Genomic DNA, 19,575 nt, shown 5'->3' with positions numbered 1-19,575 from the left:
AATAAGTTATAAAAATGTTAGTAGTTAGGTATTAATCGTTTTATGTAATATCTTTGCACTAAATTAGAATTAATCTGTATTAACATTATGATTAAAGTTTCAGAAAGCGCAAAAAAGCGAATCGCACTTTTAATGGAAGATGACGGTTTTAACACCGCAACCGATTACGTTCGTGTGGGCGTGAAAAGTGGCGGGTGTTCGGGCTTGTCGTATGAACTAAAGTTTGACAAAACTTTAGGTGAAGATGATAAAGTGTTCGAGGACAACGATATAAAAATTGCCGTGGACAAAAAAAGTTTCCTTTATTTGGTGGGAACCACCTTGGAATATTCAGGAGGCTTGAACGGAAAAGGATTCGTGTTTAACAATCCGAATGCACAAAGAACCTGTGGATGTGGCGAATCATTTTCGCTATAAAATTTAGTTACAAGAAATTATGTCAAAATACACAGAAGACGACTTAAAAGTCGAACTCGAAAACAAAGAATACGAATACGGTTTTTATACCGATATCGAATCGGAGACGTTTGCTGCGGGATTGAACGAGGATATTGTTCGCGCGATTTCCAAAAAGAAAAACGAGCCGGAATGGATGACCGAGTGGCGTTTGGAATCATTCCGCGCCTGGGAAGAAATGACCGAGCCGCATTGGGCAAACGTACACTACGAAAAACCGGATTTTCAGGCGATTTCGTATTATTCGGCGCCTAAGAAAAAAGATAAGTACGAGAGTTTGGATGAGGTAGATCCGGAATTACTGGAGACCTTCAAAAAACTTGGTATTTCCATCGATGAGCAAAAAAAACTGGCCGGTGTGGCGGTGGATATCGTAATGGACTCAGTTTCCGTAGCGACGACATTCAAGAAAACCCTGGCTGAAAAAGGTATTATCTTCTGTTCGATTTCCGAAGCAATTCAGGAACATCCGGAATTGGTTCGCCAATACATCGGATCGGTCGTGCCACAACGCGATAATTTCTATGCAGCGTTGAACTCGGCCGTATTCTCAGACGGATCGTTCTGTTATATTCCGAAAGGCGTAAGATGTCCAATGGAATTATCAACCTATTTCCGTATTAATCAAGGAGGAACCGGACAGTTTGAAAGAACGTTGGTAATTGCCGATGAAGGCAGTTATGTTTCTTATCTGGAAGGTTGTACAGCACCTAGCCGTGACGAAAATCAGCTACACGCTGCGGTAGTAGAACTAATTGCACTTGACAATGCCGAAATTAAATATTCAACCGTACAGAACTGGTACCCTGGAAACAAAGAGGGTAAAGGAGGGGTTTTCAACTTCGTGACCAAAAGAGGTTTGTGCGAGAAGAACGCAAAAATTTCATGGACACAGGTAGAAACCGGTTCAGCCGTAACCTGGAAATATCCGTCATGTATATTGAAAGGGGATAACTCCATCGGGGAATTCTACTCTATTGCCGTGACCAATAACTATCAACAAGCAGATACTGGAACCAAAATGATTCACTTGGGTAAAAACACTAAGTCAACCATTATTTCCAAAGGTATTTCTGCCGGAAAATCGCAAAACAGTTATCGTGGTTTGGTACAGGTTTCATCAAGAGCCGATAATGCACGTAACTTCTCGCAATGTGACTCGTTATTGATGGGTAACAATTGTGGGGCGCATACTTTCCCATATATCGAATCTAAAAATACTTCCGCTAAGATTGAGCACGAGGCGACAACTTCAAAAATTGGGGAAGACCAAGTGTTTTATTGCAACCAGCGCGGAATCCCGACTGAGAAAGCCATTGCGTTAATCGTAAACGGTTTCAGTAGAGAAGTGTTGAACAAGTTGCCGATGGAATTTGCCGTGGAAGCTCAGAAATTATTGGAAATTTCGTTGGAAGGTTCAGTAGGATAATCAGAATATAAAATAAAAGACACATATAGCATGTTAACTATAAAGAATTTACACGCTTCAGTAGAAGATAAAGAAATATTAAGAGGGATTAACCTTGAAATCAAAGCGGGCGAAGTACATGCCATCATGGGACCTAACGGTGCCGGAAAAAGTACACTTTCATCCATCATTGCCGGAAACGAAACCTACGAAGTAACCGAAGGGGAAATCGTTTTAGATGGTGAGGATTTATCGGAATTGGCTCCAGACGAAAGAGCGCACAAAGGTGTATTCTTATCGTTCCAGTATCCTGTGGAAATCCCGGGGGTTTCGGTAACGAATTTCATCAAAACGGCCATCAACGAAAAACGTAAAGCAAATGGTCAGGAGGAGATGCCGGCTAATGAAATGCTGAAGCTGATCCGCGAGAAATCGGAATTACTGGAGATGGACCGTAAGTTTTTATCACGTTCGTTAAACGAAGGTTTTTCGGGAGGTGAAAAGAAACGTAACGAGATCTTCCAAATGGCGATGCTAGACCCTAAAATTGCGATTCTTGACGAAACGGATTCTGGTTTGGATATCGACGCGTTGCGTATCGTGGCTAATGGTGTTAACAAACTTAAAAACGAGAATAACGCTGTGTTGGTAATTACGCACTACCAACGTTTATTGGATTATATTATTCCTGATTTCGTACACGTTCTTATTGACGGGAAAATCGTGAAAACAGGTGGTGCTGATTTAGCATTGGAACTGGAAGAAAAAGGATACGACTGGATTAAACAAGAACAGGAAGCATAATATGGAATTGAGAGAAAAACTGCTTGCTTCTTTCATGGCCTTTGAAGAGAAAGTTGATGTGGCGGATGCGCTGCACAATGTTCGTACCGAAGCCTTAAAGAATTTCGAAGAAAAAGGGTTTCCGACCAAAAAAGAGGAAGCCTGGAAATATACTTCACTGAACGCGTTGTTGAAAAACGATTTCAGCATCTTCCCGAAAAAGGAAAATAACATCGATATCAAAGATGTAAAGAAATATTTCCTGAACGATTTAGATACCTATAAAGTAATCTTTGTAGACGGGATTTTCAATACCTTTTTATCTTCCACTACGCACGACGGATTGGATGTTTGCTTGATGTCTTCGGCACTGACCAAACCAAAATACAAAATGGTGATTGATACTTACTTCAATCAGGTGGCCAGCAAAGATGAAAGCCTAACGACGTTGAACACGGCTTTTGCGTTTGAAGGCGCTTACATCAATATCCCAAAAAGCAGGGTGGTTGACAAACCGATTGAAATTATTTATTTCTCAACCGGCAATGAAGCCGCATTGATGGTACAGCCGAGAAATCTTGTTATCGTTGGTGAAAACGCACACGTACAGATCGTGGAGCGTCATCAGAGTCTGAATGACAATCCGGTGCTGACCAATTCGGTTACCGAGATTTTCGCCCAAAAGCGCGCTATTGTGGATTACTACAAAATTCAGAATGATGTACAGACGGCGAACCTGATTGACAATACATATATTTCACAAAAACAGGAAAGCCGCGTTGCTGTGCATACGTTCTCTTTCGGAGGAAACCTTACTCGTAACAATTTGAATTTCTACCACCATGGGGAAAGAATTGATTCTACGTTGAAAGGAATTACAATCATTGGCGACAAACAGCACGTAGATCACTATACTTTAGTGAACCACGAGCAACCGAACTGCGAGAGCCACCAGAACTACAAAACTATTTTGGACGGACAATCCACAGGGGTGTTCAACGGAAAAATCTTCGTGGAAAAAGAAGCGCAGAAAACAGATGCTTTCCAGCAGAACAACAATATTTTATTGAGCGACAAAGCAACGATTAACGCAAAACCGCAATTGGAAATTTTCGCGGACGACGTGAAATGTTCCCACGGTTGTACAATCGGTCAGTTGGATGAAAACGCGATGTTCTACATGCAACAGCGAGGAATCCCGAAAAAAGAGGCAAAAGCGCTTCTTATGTACGCGTTCACCAGCGAAGTGACCTCCAGTATCAAAATACCGGAATTAAAGGCTAAAATCGCCAAAATCATCGCTGCAAAGCTTGGTGTGAACATGGGATTTGATTTGTAAGAGAGAAAACTATATCAAATAAGAAGAAAACCGCTGTAACAGGCGGTTTTTTTATTCCTGTTAATTGTGTAAGATTTTGTCGTAAATTTAGACATATCAAATTCTTATCGTATGGATAAACAGGAAGAAGTGATTGTCGAAAAGCTTGCCGAGAAAGACTTTATTTCGGAGGCGCAGCATCGGGAAGTAAAAGAATACAATGACTTAGGAATTTTTTCCCTGAACACCGAACTGCTTTTCCTGATGTATTTGTCGGTGCTCTTGTTTACGGGCGGGGTAGGAACTTTGGTTTATAAAAACATTGACAGTATCGGGCACATCACTATTTTGGCAGTGAATTTTTCGCTGATGCTGGTGTGTTTTTACTTCAGTTTCAAAAGAGCCAAGGGATTTTCGAAAGAGGGAGTGCTTTTCGATAATCCCATTTACGATTATGTTGTGCTTACGGGCAGTATTCTTGGTTGTATTTTTATAGGCTACCTTCAATACCAATTCGCTGTTTTTGGCAATGATTTCGGTTTGGTTTCCCTAATGTCAGCCGCATTTTGTTTCGCATTCGCCTATTATTTCGACAGTAGGATGGTACTCTCAATGGGCATTACTGCTTTGACAGCCTTTGTCGGAATCACCCTCACGCCCAAAACTGTTTTTGAAAACGAAATTTATTCCAATCCCACACTCAGTTATTACGGAGTGGCGCTCGGTGTTCTGATCATTCTCTGGACCATATATTCTCTTCGGTCTAACCTGAAAAAACACTTTCATTTCGTGTATTACACTTTCGCACAGCATTTGATAGGATTGTCTAGTATTGCAGGGTTACTGGAAACTTATTGGGTTGCTTTTATACCTGTTATGGCTGGGGGAGTCTATTATTTTTACCGTATCGGTCACCAACTGAAAGCGGTTTCTTTTTTTGTGTTTTCATTAGTTTACGGGTATATCGGTCTGAATATCCTATTGTACAAATTTATAGAGTATGTGGATTCGGCTGATCTGTATCAGTTTGCGATGATGCTTTCCCCGGTTTATGTGGTCGGTTCAATACTTTTATTCATCAAGTTGGTTCGTAATTTTAACAAGAAGCGAAATGATAGCATACGATAAAACAACAGTGGAAAACGAGGCCCTGCTTTCAGAATCAAAATCCTTATATGAAAAAAAATTCATTTCCAAAGCGCAATTGGTCGAAATAGCTGCCAAAATCCCGATTCTGCATTCTAATGGGAACCTGTTGATGCGTTTCGGTTTTTTCTTGTTGGGGTGTTTTCTGTTTTCTTCTGCAGTGGGTTCGCTAGCTGTTTTCCTGAGTCTGTTAATGGGAGATAATGTCGATAGTTATAATATGTTACTATACTTTGACGTACTAATCGGTCTTGTTGGAACCGAATTCTTAGCGGCAAAAGGATACTATAGACACGGGTTGGACGATGCATTTATCTTATGTATGCAAGTTGCCTTTTTCTGTGCTATAGGCGTTTCTTTTGAAGCTGCCCTACCGGTCTTTGCTTCGATGATTATATTCGGGTTAGTGTGTTGTATCCGTTATATATATGCCTTATCGGCCTTGATAAGTTGTTTTGGATTGGCAGGCTTGTTGTTTATTCTGGTTACGGAATACCATCTTCTAGATACTTTGTTTTTACCTTTTCTGGGCTTCTTACTGGCCATTGCTATTTATGCGCTGTATCTTAAATTGAACGCTAATCTGAAATATTATCTGTATGCGAATGCTTTTCGTATCTTAAAAGGTTTCGCTTTGGTGTTGGGATATTTTTCGGTTAATTACATGGTTGTTCGCGAACTTTCACAAAATCTGATGGGTATTGTGGTTGAAGAGGGCGGCGATATTCCGCTGGCATTTTTGTTTTATGGGCTGACGTTTATCGTCCCGCTGTTTTATATTGGCTATGCGATTTATTCCAAAGACCGATTAATGCTGATTGTAGGTTTGTTAACGTTAAGTTTTTCCATTTTCACCATACGGTATTATTATCAGTTAATCCCTTTGGAAATTGTCCTGATTTTTGGCGGAATTGTATTGTTTGCGATCGCGTTTGTCACGATTAGAGCATTGAAGGATAAAGAAATAGGAATCACATTCAAACCCGAGCGAGGTTCCGACAGTAATTTGCTTTTAAATGCTCAGGCTCTTATTTTGAGTATGCAAACCGAAACAAAACCACCTATAACTGAAAGTAAGCTGCCTTTTGGTGGCGGAGGTTTCAGCGGTGGCGGAGCAGGAGGAGAATATTAATATTTTATCATTTATTTATACCAATTTTAAATAAACAAGATGTAAATTTGCAGAAATTAGTAGTAGTAAAATGTTTGATGTTCAAAAAGTAAGAGCACAATTCCCGATATTGTCCCAAACCGTAAACGGAAAACCACTTGTGTATTTTGATAACGGCGCTACGGCCCAGAAACCTCAGGTGGTCATCGATGCGATTTCCCAATATTACAGCGAGATCAATGCCAACATCCATCGCGGTGTGCATACGTTGAGTCAGCTCGCAACGGATGCCTATGAAGTTTCCAGAAATACAATCCAGGCACACCTGAACGCGAAACACAATCACGAAATCATCTTTACTTCAGGAACGACCCAAGGGATCAACCTGGTAGCGAATGGTTTTGCATCGATTGTAAAAGCAGGGGATGAGGTAATGGTTTCCGCTTTAGAGCACCACAGCAACATTGTGCCGTGGCAGTTTTTGTGCGAAAGAACCGGAGCGAAGCTTGTTGTAATCCCAATGGATGACAAAGGAGAATTGATTATTTCCGAATTCGACAAATTACTTTCTGAGAAGACTAAAATTGTAGCGGTTAACCACATTTCCAACGCATTGGGAACGGTGAACCCTATTAAATATATTATCGATAAAGCGCACGGCGTTGGTGCCGCTGTTTTAATTGACGGCGCACAGGCTACACCGCATTTGCGTCCCGATGTACAGGAGTTGGATTGTGATTTCTACGTGTTTTCAGGGCATAAAGTATGCGGACCAACCGGAGTAGGGATTTTGTACGGAAAAGAAAGTTGGCTGAACCAATTGCCGCCTTATCAGGGTGGAGGTGAAATGATTAAAGAAGTTACTTTCGAGAAAACTACTTATGCCGACTTACCACATAAATTCGAAGCGGGAACACCTAATATTGTGGGTGGAATTGTATTAGGAAAAGCAATCGATTATCTGAATGATATCGGTTTTGGTAATATTGCAAAATACGAACAAGAATTATTGGAGTACGGCACGAAACGCCTGATGGAGATCGAAGGGTTGAAAATCTATGGAACCGGTGAAAACAAGGCTTCCGTAATTTCGTTCAACATCGAAGGGATTCATCCTTATGACATAGGCACGATTATAGATAAATTAGGTATAGCGGTGCGAACCGGCCATCATTGTACACAGCCGATTATGAATTACTTCAATATTCCGGGTACGATACGAGCCAGTTTTGCGTTCTACAATACCAAAGAAGAAATTGATATCTTTGTGGAAGCGGTTAAAAAAGCGCAGCGAATGTTATCTTAAAACCTGTAAACTATGAAAAGAATCACTCTTTTAGTGGCCCTGACACTGACTTTCGCAAGCTGCAACTGTCAAAAAAAGGCTGCCGAACAATCGAATGCGACTGAAATGAAAACAGCGGATCAGCAAAATGTAATGCCGGTTATCGAATACGAAGCGAATTCAAGAGGTTTTTTTCTTTTTATAAGAGCTGAGGATCATAAATTATACATCTCAACAAATAGGGATGAAAATAAAAAGTCACTTCCTGCAACTCCGGTAAGCGATGCCGACTGGAAAGAGATAGAGAAACTTGCAAAAGTTGTAAATCTCCAAACGGTGAAAGATTTAAAATGGCCAACGGAAAAACGTTTTTATGATGGGGCAGCACATGCCAACATCGCGTTTCTGGTAGACAGCAACCGATATGAAACGCAAGGTTTCGATCATGGTTATCCGCCTGCAGAAATTGAAAAATTAGTAAATAAGATAGTTGCTTTGGCCAAAAAGACACAATAAAATGACAATTAAGGAAATACAGAATGAGATTATTGACGAGTTCTCCATGTTTGATGATTGGGATGAACGTTTTCAATATGTCATTGACTTAGGAAAAGATCTTCCGTTGATTGATGAACAATTCAAGACGGATGAGAATACAATAAAAGGGTGCCAGTCTAAAGTATGGGTTCACGCCGAAGAAAAAAACGGGAATATCATATTTACAGCGGATAGTGATGCGATCATCACCAAAGGAATCATCGCTATTTTAGTGCGCGCCTTTTCGAATCAGTCGCCGAAATCGATTTTGGACGCAGATACGGCTTTTATCGACGAAATCGGATTAAAAGAGCATTTGTCGCCTACCCGTGCCAACGGACTGGTGTCGATGATAAAACAAATTAAAATGTATGCTTTGGCCTTTCAGGCTAAGAATTAATTAACAGAAATAGCTTTGCGAACTCGCAATGAAATAAAAATGGAAGAATTTAACGATACAATCAATTTAGGAGAGGATGTTGTAAAAGTATTAAAAGGCATTTACGACCCGGAAATCCCTGTGGATATTTACGAATTAGGATTGATTTACGACGTAATGATCAATGAAGACAATGAAGTAAAAATCCTTATGACTTTAACATCTCCAAACTGTCCGGTAGCTGAGACTTTGCCAATGGAAGTAGAAGAGAAAATAAAATCCATAGATGCTGTAAAATCATGTGAAGTGGAAATCACTTTCGATCCGCCTTGGAGCAAGGATTTGATGAGTGAAGAAGCGAAATTGGAATTAGGAATGTTATAATTTGCAAACAGTTTTTAGTCGCAGTAGTTAGTTTTTCTGTTGCTGCGACTGTAAACTGCAACTGAAATTACACAATGGACGAAATTGTAAACAGAGTCGCTAACAGCGCATTACAGGTTTTTGATCTGGAAGATTATTTCCCGAAGCACCCTATTGTTGAATTGGACGTTTCACAATGGCTTTTTGGTGGATTTATTCTGAAGGAAACCGAATTTCGTGACCATCTAAAAAACCACGATTGGTCACAATATAAAGATGTTTATGTTGCTTTGTATTGTTCCGAAGAAGCTATTCTGCCCGCGTGGGCTTATTCTTTGGTTGCTGTTTTTTTGCAGCCGTTTGCTTTAAAAGTAGTTAACGGAACCAAGAAAGAACTGTTACTGACAGTGTACCAAGAAACGCTTGAGTCGCTTGATTATGCTCCTTTTCAGGGAAAACCCTTAATACTGAAAGGATGTTCCAATAAACCTGTCCCTCAGGAAGTATACGTATTGGCGGTGCAAAAATTGATGCTATTTGCCAAGAGTATCATGTTTGGAGAAGCCTGCTCTTCTGTTCCGCTTTACAAGAAAAAATAAAGTAGTCAGCGAAAAGTACTTTTTTTCTGAATTTTACAGGATTTTTGCTATTTTAGTAATAGCAAAAAAAGAACTGATTATGAAAAAAAGGATTACACTTTTGTTATGTTTTATAGGAATAATTAGCAGTTCTGCCCAGGAAGTTATCGTTCAGGACACCACGAAAAACTGGATGACAAAGGGAAACGCTTCCTTGCTTTTCAATCAGTCTAGTTTTAACCATTGGGTTTCCGGAGGTGAAGACAGTTTTGCCGGAAATCTGGGTGTTAATTACGATTTTAATTATAAAAAAGACGATTGGACCTGGGACAATAAGATAATTGCAGCCTATGGACTGGTGAAAACCGCAAATTCCGCTTTTGAAAAGAAAACTGATGACCGACTGGAATTATATTCTCTCTTAGGTAAAAAAGCAAAGGGTTATTGGTCGTATTCTTTCTTTGCCAACTTCAAGACACAATTTACAGTGGGCTACATTTATGATAAAGATGCTAACGGTACTGAAATCAGAACCGAATACTCCGATTTCCTTTCTCCGGGATATCTTACTTTCGGACCCGGAATGCTTTGGAAAAAGAATGACAACATAAGGTTTAACATTGCTCCGCTTACCTCTAAGTTTACATTTGTTGACAGTGGGCACACATTGCCCAATGAGGCTTATTTCGGTGTAAAAGAAGGGGAAAGCATGCGATATGAATTAGGAGCTTATGTCGCGGGTTATTATAAGATTATTATCATGGCCAATGTTTCAATTGAAAACATTCTGAGCTTGTACTCAAATTATCTGGAAGATACCCAGAATGTTGATCTGGATTACCAGATGAATGTAGTCATGAAAATAAATAAGTACTTGACAACTAATTTTGCCTTCCAGACCATTTATGATGATAATGCTTTTCGTGGATTTCAGACCCGTCAGGTTTTTGGTCTAGCTGTAAACTTTGGCTTTTAGATAAAAAAATCCCATCGATATCGATGGGATTTTTTTATTCGTCTTCTTTTTCAATAGCATCCTTATAATCGGGATAAAGGAATTTGTTGTAAGGGAAGCGGGTGATATGAATTTCCCTCACTGCTTCATATGCTTTTTCACGGAACTCTTCAAAATTCTCTTTTTTCTTGGCAGATATGAATAAAGCGTGGTCTTCTCCGACTTTAGACATCCAGGTGTTTTTCCATTCCTCAAGAGTGTAGTGTTTTGTTGTTTTTTCGGTTATCAGATCGTCTTCAGCAATCGTCAGGTGCTTATAGGAGTCAATTTTGTTGAAAACCATGATGGTTGGCTTGTCAGCGCTTTTAATATCCTGTAAAATCTGATTTACCGAAGTAATATGATCCTCAAAATCAGCATGCGAAATGTCTACCACATGTAATAGCAAATCTGCTTCGCGTACTTCATCTAAGGTACTTTTGAATGATTCTACCAGCTGAGTAGGTAATTTACGTATGAATCCAACCGTATCAGACAATAAAAAAGGAAGGTTTTTTATTACCACCTTGCGCACGGTCGTGTCTAGGGTTGCGAAGAGTTTGTTTTCCACAAAAACATCGCTTTTCCCTACTGCATTCATTAAAGTAGATTTTCCTACATTGGTGTAACCCACTAAAGCCACTCGAACCATGGCGCCACGGTTGCTTCTCTGCACCGACATCTGCTTGTCGATGGTTTTAATTTTCTCTTTCAGCAAGGCAATACGGTCGCGGACAATTCGACGGTCGGTTTCTATCTCAGTTTCCCCGGGACCACGCATACCGATACCTCCTCGCTGACGTTCCAAGTGCGTCCACATACCGGATAGTCGGGGTAGTAAATATTGACATTGAGCTAATTCTACCTGGGTTCGCGCATACGATGTTTCTGCACGCTGCGCAAATATGTCAAGGATGAGGTTGGTTCGGTCCAGTACTTTACAATCTAGAATTTTGGTGATGTTCTTTTGTTGTGCGGGAGTAAGCTCATCATCAAAAATTACCGTGGCGACATCATTCTCCTTTATATATAGATTGATTTCTTCCATTTTCCCTGTCCCTACAAAAGTTTTTGGGTTGGGTTTGTCCATTTTCTGAGAAAATCGTTTAACTACCTCTCCGCCGGCGGTGAAGGTAAGAAATTCCAATTCGTCCAGGTATTCGTTGAGTTTGTCTTCGTTTTGCTGTTGCGTGACAATCCCTACGATGACAGTTTTCTCAAAGTTATGTGTTACTTTTTCTAGCATATTTCTGAATTGAACTGCAAAAATAAGTAATTAATGTAACAATAAGCTATTTTGCAAAATAGCCACAAAATGTTATGAGTATAATTACATTTTGATTTTATGTTGTTAATTCCATTCCTCGGTTTTAGTCAAATCCAAAGGCGGTGAAATGCCTATTGTGGCGGAATTGGATCCAATCGATGTTATCGTAAGGGAAACAGAGGTATCTTAAACGATATCTTCTTTAAATACAACAAGAGTAACATCACCAAGCAAGGTATATTTGAGTTAGACAAATTGTTTCAGGTAATGAAAAACAGCCCGAACATGGTGATTATGGTTAATCGCACACGGTCAACCGCGGAACGGATCAGTTAAACATGAACTTGTGCGATCGTCGTGCCAAAGCTACGGTGCAGTACATGATTCCGAAAGGAATTGCTAAAGACCGCATCTCCGGCAAAGGATCAGGTAGAGCGGGCCGAAAGTACAATGTGACCAATGTACAGACGAGGAACATGTTAAAAACAGACGTTCTGAGTTCATGATTGTGAAGAAATAGCCAATCTTGTAAAATGATTGAAAAAGCGCCCTCATTAAGCGCTTTTTTTGTTTACACGTTTTTTGTTCACACTTTCTTTGCCAGTCCAAAACTTCATAAGATAAATGAGATTTGTCTATTTCTTTTTTTGAAAGGAAAACATAGGATTTGGATTATTAATCATATTAAATATTTCGTTTCTTTCTTAATTATTAGTAATTAAACACAGATTTTTCTGTTTTTTTTATAAATAAACGAAAAGTTAACTAAAATTAACAAATACATAATATTTTGTGAATATGATTATTTAGGATGAATATGCCAATAATTTTAATATAAATTTGGAAATTATACAAACAAAAAACTGTTTTATTATTGTTATGAAAAAAAATACATTGTTAATTATCATGTCGTTGTTTTCTGTGCTGGTGTATTCCCGGCTTATAGGAGGCGTGAGTGATGAAGGGATTTTTTCTTCAGGATGGTTTGTGGAAAACAATGGTTTTGAAAAAAACAGAGTACCGAAAACTGGTGGTTTTTTATCAACAACTCCAGATGCAGCCAATTTAGTAGTAAACGCAACGAAGCAAACAAGCGTTGGTTTGTCCTCGAATAAGTTGGGGGGAACACCAACAAGCAATCTGGCGTTAGCTTGTCCTCAACCAACAGGTTTGACGTTAGTAAGTGCTACAGGAACTACCGCTACATTACAGTGGACTGCGGGCTCAAGTGAAACGCAATGGGAAATTGTTATTCAGGATGAGGGATATGGTTCACCAACAGGAGGTACTATTATACCCGTTACAAATCACCCATTTACAGTATCGAATTTAAGTCCATTAACTGGGTATGAGTTTTACGTAAGAGCGGTATGTTCTGCCAGTGACGTGAGTGCTTGGTCCGGGCCGTTTATTTTTTATACAACATGTGATATGTTTCCTGTTACTTTTAGGGAAGGTTTCAACTCGATTTCTATTAGCCAACAGTGCTGGACTGTTTCAAACGTAAATGGAGATGCGGATTCGTGGAACATGGACTGGGCAACTACTCCTATTGAAGGGAATCAATCTGCCTCGATATTAACAGATGGCAATAATGGTAACAATAACGATTGGTTGATTTCGCCAAAGATTAATTTAAATTCGTCGCCTCGTCCGAAGCGATTAAGGTTTCTGTATAAAGTTCAGTCGGCAACCGATGCTAATGATTTTAAAGTTATGTTATCGACGACGGGCTCAGCTGTTGCGAATTTTACTCAGACAATAGTTCCTTTAACATCTTACAGTAATACTACGTATGCTGAGAAAATCGTAAATTTAGTTGACGCTTCAAACAACCCGTTAACAGGTGCGGTGTATATTGCTTGGAACGTGCCGGCTGGAGGTCTGGACGGTAACAGATTGTATATCGACGATGTAATTGTTGAAGATATTCCGACATGTCCGAACCCAACGAACTTAACTGCAAGTAGCATGGGGTATACAAGCGCAACATTAAACTGGACGCCGGGTTACAATGAAACGAAATGGGAAGTTATTGCATTACCAACGGGGTCGACTGCGCCGAATGCCACTTCAACGGGCACGGTGGTGAATACCCCGCCTCCGTATGTGATGAATGGTTTACTGGCAACCACAACATATGATTTTTACGTGAGAGCAGTATGTTCTACCACCGATGTGAGTACTTGGTTAGGTCCGGTAACAGCAACGACCTTGACTGGATATGACCAATGTTCGATGCCGTTAGATATTCCGGCTAGTAATACAAATTCATGTACTGTAGTACGAAATATGTCAATGATAGGATCAACAGTTTCTCCGCAAGGAGGTACTTGTGGAACCAATAACTCGGGTGATGTCTGGTTTCAATTTAGAGCGATCAATCCGTCACACACTATTGATTTACTGAACTTCACATTTCCGCCAGCGCCAGTCCAACAAGGGGTTGCGCAACCAATCGCACTAACACTCTATTCAGGAACGTGCGGGAGCTTAACTCAGATTGCATGCAGTTTGAACAACTCAATAACGGCAACAGGACTGCAGGTAAACACCGTTTATTTGGTGAGAGCATCTATAAATACCACTACTACGAACCTGAATGTAAAGTTTGATGTATGTGTTAAGACGCCACCGCCTCCTTCAAATGGAAGTACGTTGAACTGTATGATCAATACGGTTAACTATGATTTCGAATTACCGGTGATTGGCGGTACTGGTCCAAGTTTTCCAATTGACCATACGATGTTGGGATGGAGAACAACCGCTCCGGATCATGTTATAGAAGTTTGGCCTGCACCTAACTATGAAAATCATCCGGCTTATTCCGGAAGACAGTTTATAGAATTAAATGGTACTACAGATTCTGAGGTGTATCAGGATTATGCAACACCTACGACAACTGTATTTAGCTATGGATTTGCCCATAAAGGAAGATGGGGTGTTGACATTGTTGAGCTTTTGGCAGGACCTCCGGGCGGACCATATACTTCAATTACTACTAAACCTACTGGAGCGGCAGCTTGGGCTTATTATACAGGCACTTATGTGGTTCCTAATGGTCAGCCGGTTACCCGTTTTATTTTCAAGGCACTAGACTCTTCTAATCATAATAAGACTGTTGGAAATTTCTTGGATGCGATTACCTTTACGGCAGACAACAGTATTATTTCTGCAAGTCCTTATACTTTAGACTGTAATACTAATACAACGACAGTGACTGCTGCAGGGATGGGAATCTGGTCTGCTGACAGTACCAATCCGGCAGCTGCAGTTATTGCTAATACTACGGCAAATACTACTGCTATCACCGGTTTTACTGTGCCGGGGACTTATAAATTCAAATGGACTACCTTATATTGTGTAAGTGAGGTTGTAATCACCTATATAAATAATGGCAATGTGGTGCCTAGTTTTACTCAGGTAGCGCCGGTTTGTTCTTCAGCGGCTATACCTGCTTTACCGACAACTTCTATCAATGGGGTAACAGGAACTTGGTCGCCGGCAATTAATAATATGGCAACCACTACCTATACGTTTACACCAAACGCTGGACAATGTGCAAGTGCTGTACCGATGACCATTACGGTAAATCCTGGTGCGACACCTACATTCACACAAGTGGCAGCAATCTGTCCTGGCGATACATTAGCGGCTTTACCTACAACTTCCATTGAAGGTATAGCAGGAACCTGGTCGCCGGCCTTAAATAATATGGCTACAACCAATTATATATTTACGCCTACTACAGGGCAGTGTGCAAGTGCAGCTCAGATGACCATTACGGTAAATCCGGGTGTGACACCTTCATTTACGCAGCCTGCACCAATTTGTTCAGGTGGTACATTATCGGCATTGCCAACAACTTCCAACAATGGAATAACAGGTACTTGGGCTCCGGCGTTGAATAATACAGCTACAACTGTTTATACATTTACACCTACGGCTGGTCAGTGTGCAAGCGCTGTTCCGATGACCATTACAGTGGACCCTAAAGTTACACCTTCATTTACGCAGCCTGCGCCAATTTGTTCAGGAAGTACATTAGCAGCATTGCCAACAACTTCTAACAATGGTATAACAGGTACTTGGGCTCCGGCGTTGAATAACACGGCTACGACGAACTATACATTTACACCTGATGCAGGTCAGTGTGCAATTGCTGTTCCGATGACCATCACGGTGGACCCTATAGTTACACCTACCTTTACGCAGCCTGCACCAATTTGTTCTGGAAGTACATTGTCAGCATTGCCTACAACTTCCAACAATGGAATCACAGGTGTTTGGACTCCGGCATTGAATAACACGGCTACGACGAACTATACATTTACACCTGATGGGGGTCAGTGTGCAAGTTCTGTTCCGATGACCATTACAGTAAACCAGTTACCAACCGTTACGGTAAATGATGCGGGAATATGTACAGGAGATACAGCTACAATTCAGGCGACAGTATTGCCGGCAGGAGGAACATACAGCTATGCATGGACAGTTCCTGCAGGATTCCCTGATCCGGGAAATGTACCTAGTTTTACAACCACTACTTTGGGCAGTTATAGTGTAGTTGTTACCAATACGGCGACAAACTGTAGTGCTGGTGATTCTGGAAATGTAACGGCAAATTCAAGCGGCGGTAATTTGAATTTACACTGCGGCGGTTATAATAACGATCCTGATCATCCTAATGCCATATATATGGACTGGTCGAATCTTCCGGGTATAACTAGTTTTAATTACAGTTATTCTATTGCAGGAGGGCCAGTGGTAACAGGAAGTCAGAATGCTCCAAGTTCTATTTATATAGTGACAAACGGACAGCCAATAACATTTACTGTATCTGGGGTAGGAAGCGCATGTGTGGCACCGCAGACTGTCACTTGCGGATGTCCATCGCCGATGATTAACGCGGTTCCGAATGTGTCTGCATGTTCAGGACAATCCGTTAATCAGGTTAATTTTGCAACCAGCGACGCGTTTGATACAATTAGCTGGACAAACAGTAATCCGGCAATTGGTTTGGCAGCCAGCGGAACATCCAATTTTATTCCGTCATTTACGGCAGCTACGGTAACAACGCCTCAAACAGCAACAATTACAGTTGTTTTGACGAAATTCGGTTGTACCGGTCCTGCAAGAACATTTACTATTACGATTAATCCATTGCCTACAGTAACGGTTAATGATCCGGTTACTTGTTCTGGAATAAATACCACTGTGACAGCTGTACCAGGTACAGCCGGAACATATAATTATGCATGGACTGTTCCTGCAGGATTCCCTGATCCGGGTAATGTTGCGAGTTTCCCAACTTCAACTGCAGGTACTTACAGCGTAGTTATTACAAATTCAGTGACTGGCTGTGTGAGCGCCAGCGATTCCGGTACGGTAACAGTAAATCCACTTCCGTCCGCTTCGATTGCTATTTCGGGAGCATCTACAATCTGTACAGGAACATCCACTGGTATTGCTATATCAGGGACTCCTAACGCAACAGTTAATTATACAATAAACGGAACTCCGGCTTCGGTTACTATACCGGCATCGGGAGGTCCTGTGAATATCAGTACTGGAATTTTATCGGCTCAGACAACCTATCAGTTGACTAACGTTACAGCAGGAGGGTGTACAGCGTCATTATCGCAACAATTTGTTGTTGTAAATATCGCGCCTCAGCCTACCGCTTCGATTTCAGGTGCAACATCGGTTTGTTTCAATTCTTCGGCTGACATTAAATTTGAAGGTACGGCTGGAGCAACTGTGGGTTACACCGTTAACTCAGGTGCCATCCAAACGGTAGTTCTTGGGGCAGGGGGAACGGCAACTGTTAGTACAGGTAATTTAACAGCAAATGCTACCTATACGTTGGTGAACGTGACTGCAGCAACCGCTCCAAACTGTGTTCAGCAGTTAACAGGGTCGGTGACCGTAACTGTGGTGCAGACACCTACAGTAACGGATCCAGGACCACAAACATTGTGTTCCGGACAGTCTACAGGAATTCGCTTACAAGGTCCTGTTCCGAATACCACTTTCACATGGACATATACTCAAACAGGAGGTGTAACAGGAGCATCTAACGGAAGCGGAAACATTATTTCTCAGGTTCTTACTTCAGGAACTGCTTCAGGAACCGTGACCTATACTATTACACCGGCTGTAGGAAGCTGTATAGGAACACCAATTACGGTGACCGTGACAGTAAACCCTGTGCCTGTTGTAAATGTTATTAATGCAGCACCATCTATTTGTACAGGAGGTTCTACTAATATCACTATGTCAAGTACAATTCCAAGCGCGACTTTCAGCTGGAATGTTACTCAGACAGGCAGCGTAACGGGAGCGACAAGCGGAACTGGATCATCAATCAATCAGCTTCTTACAGCTTCTGGTACTACTGTTGGTCAGGCTGTTTATACAATTATTCCATATATCAACGGTTGTCAGGGAGCACCAAAAACGGTAACTGTTACCGTTTACCCGAAACCGACAATTACAGCGAGTCCTTCGTCGACAATCTTATGTTCGGGCGGAAAAACCAATATTGTGTTGAACAGCAATGTTCCTAATACCGTGTATACCTGGACTGCTTTACCGAACGGCGTATTTGGGGCTTTATCCGGCACTGGAAATATTATCAGTCAAACGCTGACTACCGCTGGTTCAATCGCAGGAACGGTTACATATACTATCACATCAACTGTTAATGGATGTACTGGTAATACGGTTACAGCAACGGTAACGGTTAATCCGACACCGGAGATATTTAGTGATGCGAACCCGCCGGCTATTTGTAGCGGCGATTCATCGGGTATTACTGTTAATCCGAATATTGTGGGAACATCCATTTCCTGGACAGTTGTTCAAAACGGAGTAACCGGAGCATCTGACGGCAGCGGTTCTGAAACCACTCCGGGAGCGGGAATTCCAATCGGTCAGATTTTAACCACTACAGGAAATGCACAAGGAACGGTAATTTATACCATTACACCTATAAATAATGGTTGTGCCGGCGATCCTAAAACCGTAACTGTTAGGGTGAATCCGACACCGAAAATCAACATTCCTGACGGATTGATTTGTGTTGATGCAACTACCGGAGCATTGATGTACGGATATCCTATGAATACCGGTTTAAGTGAAGCGGATTATGACTTCCAATGGTATTTTGAAAACAACATGAACAATGTGATTGCTATGACCAGCTCTTATACGGCTACTAAAGCAGGTATGTATACTGTTTCTATCATGAATGCGGTTACAGGTTGTACTGATGTGTTCATGATTGAAGTTAAAGCTTCTAATCCGGCGACTACTGCAACAGCTGTAGTTACAAATTACTTTGAGGACACTCAGGCAATTACAGTAACTGTAGCCGGAAACGGATCATATTTGTACAGTTTGGATGGCGGAGCCTTCCAGACCAGCAATGTCTTTGTGAATGTATTACCGGGAGAACATACCGTAACGATTCATGATGAAGCGGGATGTACAGATATTACTCTTGAGCATATCGTGACCATTGGTTATCCGCGTTTCTTTACACCGAACGGTGACGGTTACAACGATACCTGGAACATCTGGTCGTTGAGTGATGATCAGCCGAATGCAGAAATCCATATTTTCGACCGCTACGGCAAACTGATCAAACAGATTGTTCCCGGCGGAAACGGATGGGACGGATTGTTCAACGGACAAAATTTACCATCGACAGATTACTGGTTCACTGTTAAATACAAAGAGAACGGCGCTGAGAAATTATTCAAAGCACACTTCTCGATGAAACGATAATCATCTGATGATCTTAATACTAAAAACCATCTCTTTATTCGTAACGAGATGGTTTTTTTATTGCTTTGAAGAATGGTTGCAAAAGGGAAATGGTATACTGAAATAGAACTGTTCCAATGGTTATCGTGTGTAACGATATCTTTTGCACCAATATTGAAT

Annotated in this window: 15 protein-coding genes; 14 read left to right on the top strand and 1 reads right to left on the bottom strand. The window is 41.1% G+C overall.

Features of this window, described 5'->3' with window-relative positions:
- Nucleotides 1-87: 87 nt before the first annotated feature.
- The 12 genes from LZF87_RS03035 (at nucleotide 88) to LZF87_RS02980 (ending at nucleotide 10,340) form a co-directional block, all read left to right on the top strand.
- Entirely contained in the window at nucleotides 88-417 is a 330-nt protein-coding gene (locus LZF87_RS03035; RefSeq protein ID WP_244341656.1) for a HesB/IscA family protein, read from the top strand.
- A 19-nt stretch (nucleotides 418-436) separates the two neighbouring features.
- Nucleotides 437-1,885 carry a Fe-S cluster assembly protein SufB gene (gene sufB, locus LZF87_RS03030; RefSeq protein WP_244341655.1) on the top strand — a complete coding sequence of 483 codons (1,449 nt, stop codon included), beginning with the start codon at nucleotides 437-439 and terminating at the stop codon, nucleotides 1,883-1,885.
- Between the two features lie 30 nt (nucleotides 1,886-1,915).
- Nucleotides 1,916-2,668: a Fe-S cluster assembly ATPase SufC gene (gene sufC, locus LZF87_RS03025; RefSeq protein ID WP_244341654.1), complete on the top strand. Its 753-nt coding sequence runs from the start codon at nucleotides 1,916-1,918 to the stop codon at nucleotides 2,666-2,668.
- Between the two features lies 1 nt (nucleotide 2,669).
- Entirely contained in the window at nucleotides 2,670-3,986 is a 1,317-nt protein-coding gene (gene sufD, locus LZF87_RS03020; protein WP_244341653.1) for a Fe-S cluster assembly protein SufD, read from the top strand.
- Nucleotides 3,987-4,097: 111 nt separating this feature from the next.
- Entirely contained in the window at nucleotides 4,098-5,093 is a 996-nt protein-coding gene (locus LZF87_RS03015; RefSeq protein ID WP_244341652.1) for a DUF2157 domain-containing protein, read from the top strand.
- Nucleotides 5,077-6,243: a hypothetical protein gene (locus LZF87_RS03010; RefSeq protein WP_244341651.1), complete on the top strand. Its 1,167-nt coding sequence runs from the start codon at nucleotides 5,077-5,079 to the stop codon at nucleotides 6,241-6,243. The genes LZF87_RS03015 and LZF87_RS03010 overlap by 17 nt, the downstream gene beginning before the upstream one ends.
- A gap of 70 nt (nucleotides 6,244-6,313) precedes the next feature.
- On the top strand, nucleotides 6,314-7,528 hold the full coding sequence (locus tag LZF87_RS03005; protein ID WP_244341650.1) for an aminotransferase class V-fold PLP-dependent enzyme: 1,215 nt from the start codon (nucleotides 6,314-6,316) through the stop codon (nucleotides 7,526-7,528).
- Between the two features lie 12 nt (nucleotides 7,529-7,540).
- Nucleotides 7,541-8,023, top strand: a complete 483-nt coding sequence (locus LZF87_RS03000) for a hypothetical protein (protein ID WP_244341648.1) — start codon at nucleotides 7,541-7,543, stop codon at nucleotides 8,021-8,023.
- Between the two features lies 1 nt (nucleotide 8,024).
- Entirely contained in the window at nucleotides 8,025-8,444 is a 420-nt protein-coding gene (locus tag LZF87_RS02995) for a SufE family protein (RefSeq protein WP_244341646.1), read from the top strand.
- Between the two features lie 39 nt (nucleotides 8,445-8,483).
- The gene (locus tag LZF87_RS02990; protein ID WP_023569718.1) at nucleotides 8,484-8,807 is read left to right on the top strand and encodes an SUF system Fe-S cluster assembly protein; all 324 of its coding nucleotides are present in this window, start codon (nucleotides 8,484-8,486) and stop codon (nucleotides 8,805-8,807) included.
- A gap of 74 nt (nucleotides 8,808-8,881) precedes the next feature.
- Nucleotides 8,882-9,385 carry a DUF2480 family protein gene (locus LZF87_RS02985; protein WP_244341645.1) on the top strand — a complete coding sequence of 168 codons (504 nt, stop codon included), beginning with the start codon at nucleotides 8,882-8,884 and terminating at the stop codon, nucleotides 9,383-9,385.
- A gap of 79 nt (nucleotides 9,386-9,464) precedes the next feature.
- Nucleotides 9,465-10,340 (top strand): DUF3078 domain-containing protein, encoded by an 876-nt coding sequence (locus LZF87_RS02980; protein WP_244341644.1) that lies wholly within the window; start codon nucleotides 9,465-9,467, stop codon nucleotides 10,338-10,340.
- A 34-nt stretch (nucleotides 10,341-10,374) separates the two neighbouring features.
- Here the strand turns inward: LZF87_RS02980 and hflX are convergent, their stop codons facing one another.
- Nucleotides 10,375-11,604 carry a GTPase HflX gene (hflX, locus tag LZF87_RS02975; RefSeq protein WP_244341643.1) on the bottom strand — a complete coding sequence of 410 codons (1,230 nt, stop codon included), beginning with the start codon at nucleotides 11,602-11,604 and terminating at the stop codon, nucleotides 10,375-10,377.
- Nucleotides 11,605-11,963: 359 nt separating this feature from the next.
- On the opposite strand from hflX, the gene LZF87_RS02970 reads away from it, so the two are divergent.
- Both LZF87_RS02970 and LZF87_RS02965 read left to right on the top strand, forming a co-directional pair.
- The gene (locus tag LZF87_RS02970; RefSeq protein WP_244341642.1) at nucleotides 11,964-12,131 is read left to right on the top strand and encodes a hypothetical protein; all 168 of its coding nucleotides are present in this window, start codon (nucleotides 11,964-11,966) and stop codon (nucleotides 12,129-12,131) included.
- Nucleotides 12,132-12,504: 373 nt separating this feature from the next.
- A complete protein-coding gene (locus LZF87_RS02965; protein ID WP_244341641.1) occupies nucleotides 12,505-19,416 on the top strand; it encodes a PKD-like domain-containing protein in 6,912 nt (2,303 codons plus the stop codon).
- Nucleotides 19,417-19,575: the final 159 nt, after the last annotated feature.

The sequence above is a fragment of the Flavobacterium enshiense genome, assembly GCF_022836875.1.
Taxonomy (GTDB): Bacteria; Bacteroidota; Bacteroidia; order Flavobacteriales; family Flavobacteriaceae; genus Flavobacterium; species Flavobacterium enshiense_A.
Note: the sequence above shows the minus strand (reverse complement) of the source record. Positions and strands in the feature narration are given on the sequence as shown.

Bases quoted from the DNA above. Each gene is read 5' to 3' on its own strand.
- LZF87_RS02985 (WP_244341645.1), top strand. From the start codon at position 8,882: ATGGACGAAATTGTAAACAGAGTCGCTAACAGCGCATTACAGGTTTTT.
- LZF87_RS02990 (WP_023569718.1), top strand. From the start codon at position 8,484: ATGGAAGAATTTAACGATACAATCAATTTAGGAGAGGATGTTGTAAAA.
- LZF87_RS02970 (WP_244341642.1), top strand. From the start codon at position 11,964: ATGAACTTGTGCGATCGTCGTGCCAAAGCTACGGTGCAGTACATGATT.
- LZF87_RS03010 (WP_244341651.1), top strand. From the start codon at position 5,077: ATGATAGCATACGATAAAACAACAGTGGAAAACGAGGCCCTGCTTTCA.
- LZF87_RS02995 (WP_244341646.1), top strand. From the start codon at position 8,025: ATGACAATTAAGGAAATACAGAATGAGATTATTGACGAGTTCTCCATG.
- hflX (WP_244341643.1), bottom strand. From the start codon at position 11,604: ATGCTAGAAAAAGTAACACATAACTTTGAGAAAACTGTCATCGTAGGG.
- sufB (WP_244341655.1), top strand. From the start codon at position 437: ATGTCAAAATACACAGAAGACGACTTAAAAGTCGAACTCGAAAACAAA.
- LZF87_RS03000 (WP_244341648.1), top strand. From the start codon at position 7,541: ATGAAAAGAATCACTCTTTTAGTGGCCCTGACACTGACTTTCGCAAGC.
- sufC (WP_244341654.1), top strand. From the start codon at position 1,916: ATGTTAACTATAAAGAATTTACACGCTTCAGTAGAAGATAAAGAAATA.
- LZF87_RS02980 (WP_244341644.1), top strand. From the start codon at position 9,465: ATGAAAAAAAGGATTACACTTTTGTTATGTTTTATAGGAATAATTAGC.
- LZF87_RS03015 (WP_244341652.1), top strand. From the start codon at position 4,098: ATGGATAAACAGGAAGAAGTGATTGTCGAAAAGCTTGCCGAGAAAGAC.
- LZF87_RS02965 (WP_244341641.1), top strand. From the start codon at position 12,505: ATGAAAAAAAATACATTGTTAATTATCATGTCGTTGTTTTCTGTGCTG.
- sufD (WP_244341653.1), top strand. From the start codon at position 2,670: ATGGAATTGAGAGAAAAACTGCTTGCTTCTTTCATGGCCTTTGAAGAG.
- LZF87_RS03035 (WP_244341656.1), top strand. From the start codon at position 88: ATGATTAAAGTTTCAGAAAGCGCAAAAAAGCGAATCGCACTTTTAATG.
- LZF87_RS03005 (WP_244341650.1), top strand. From the start codon at position 6,314: ATGTTTGATGTTCAAAAAGTAAGAGCACAATTCCCGATATTGTCCCAA.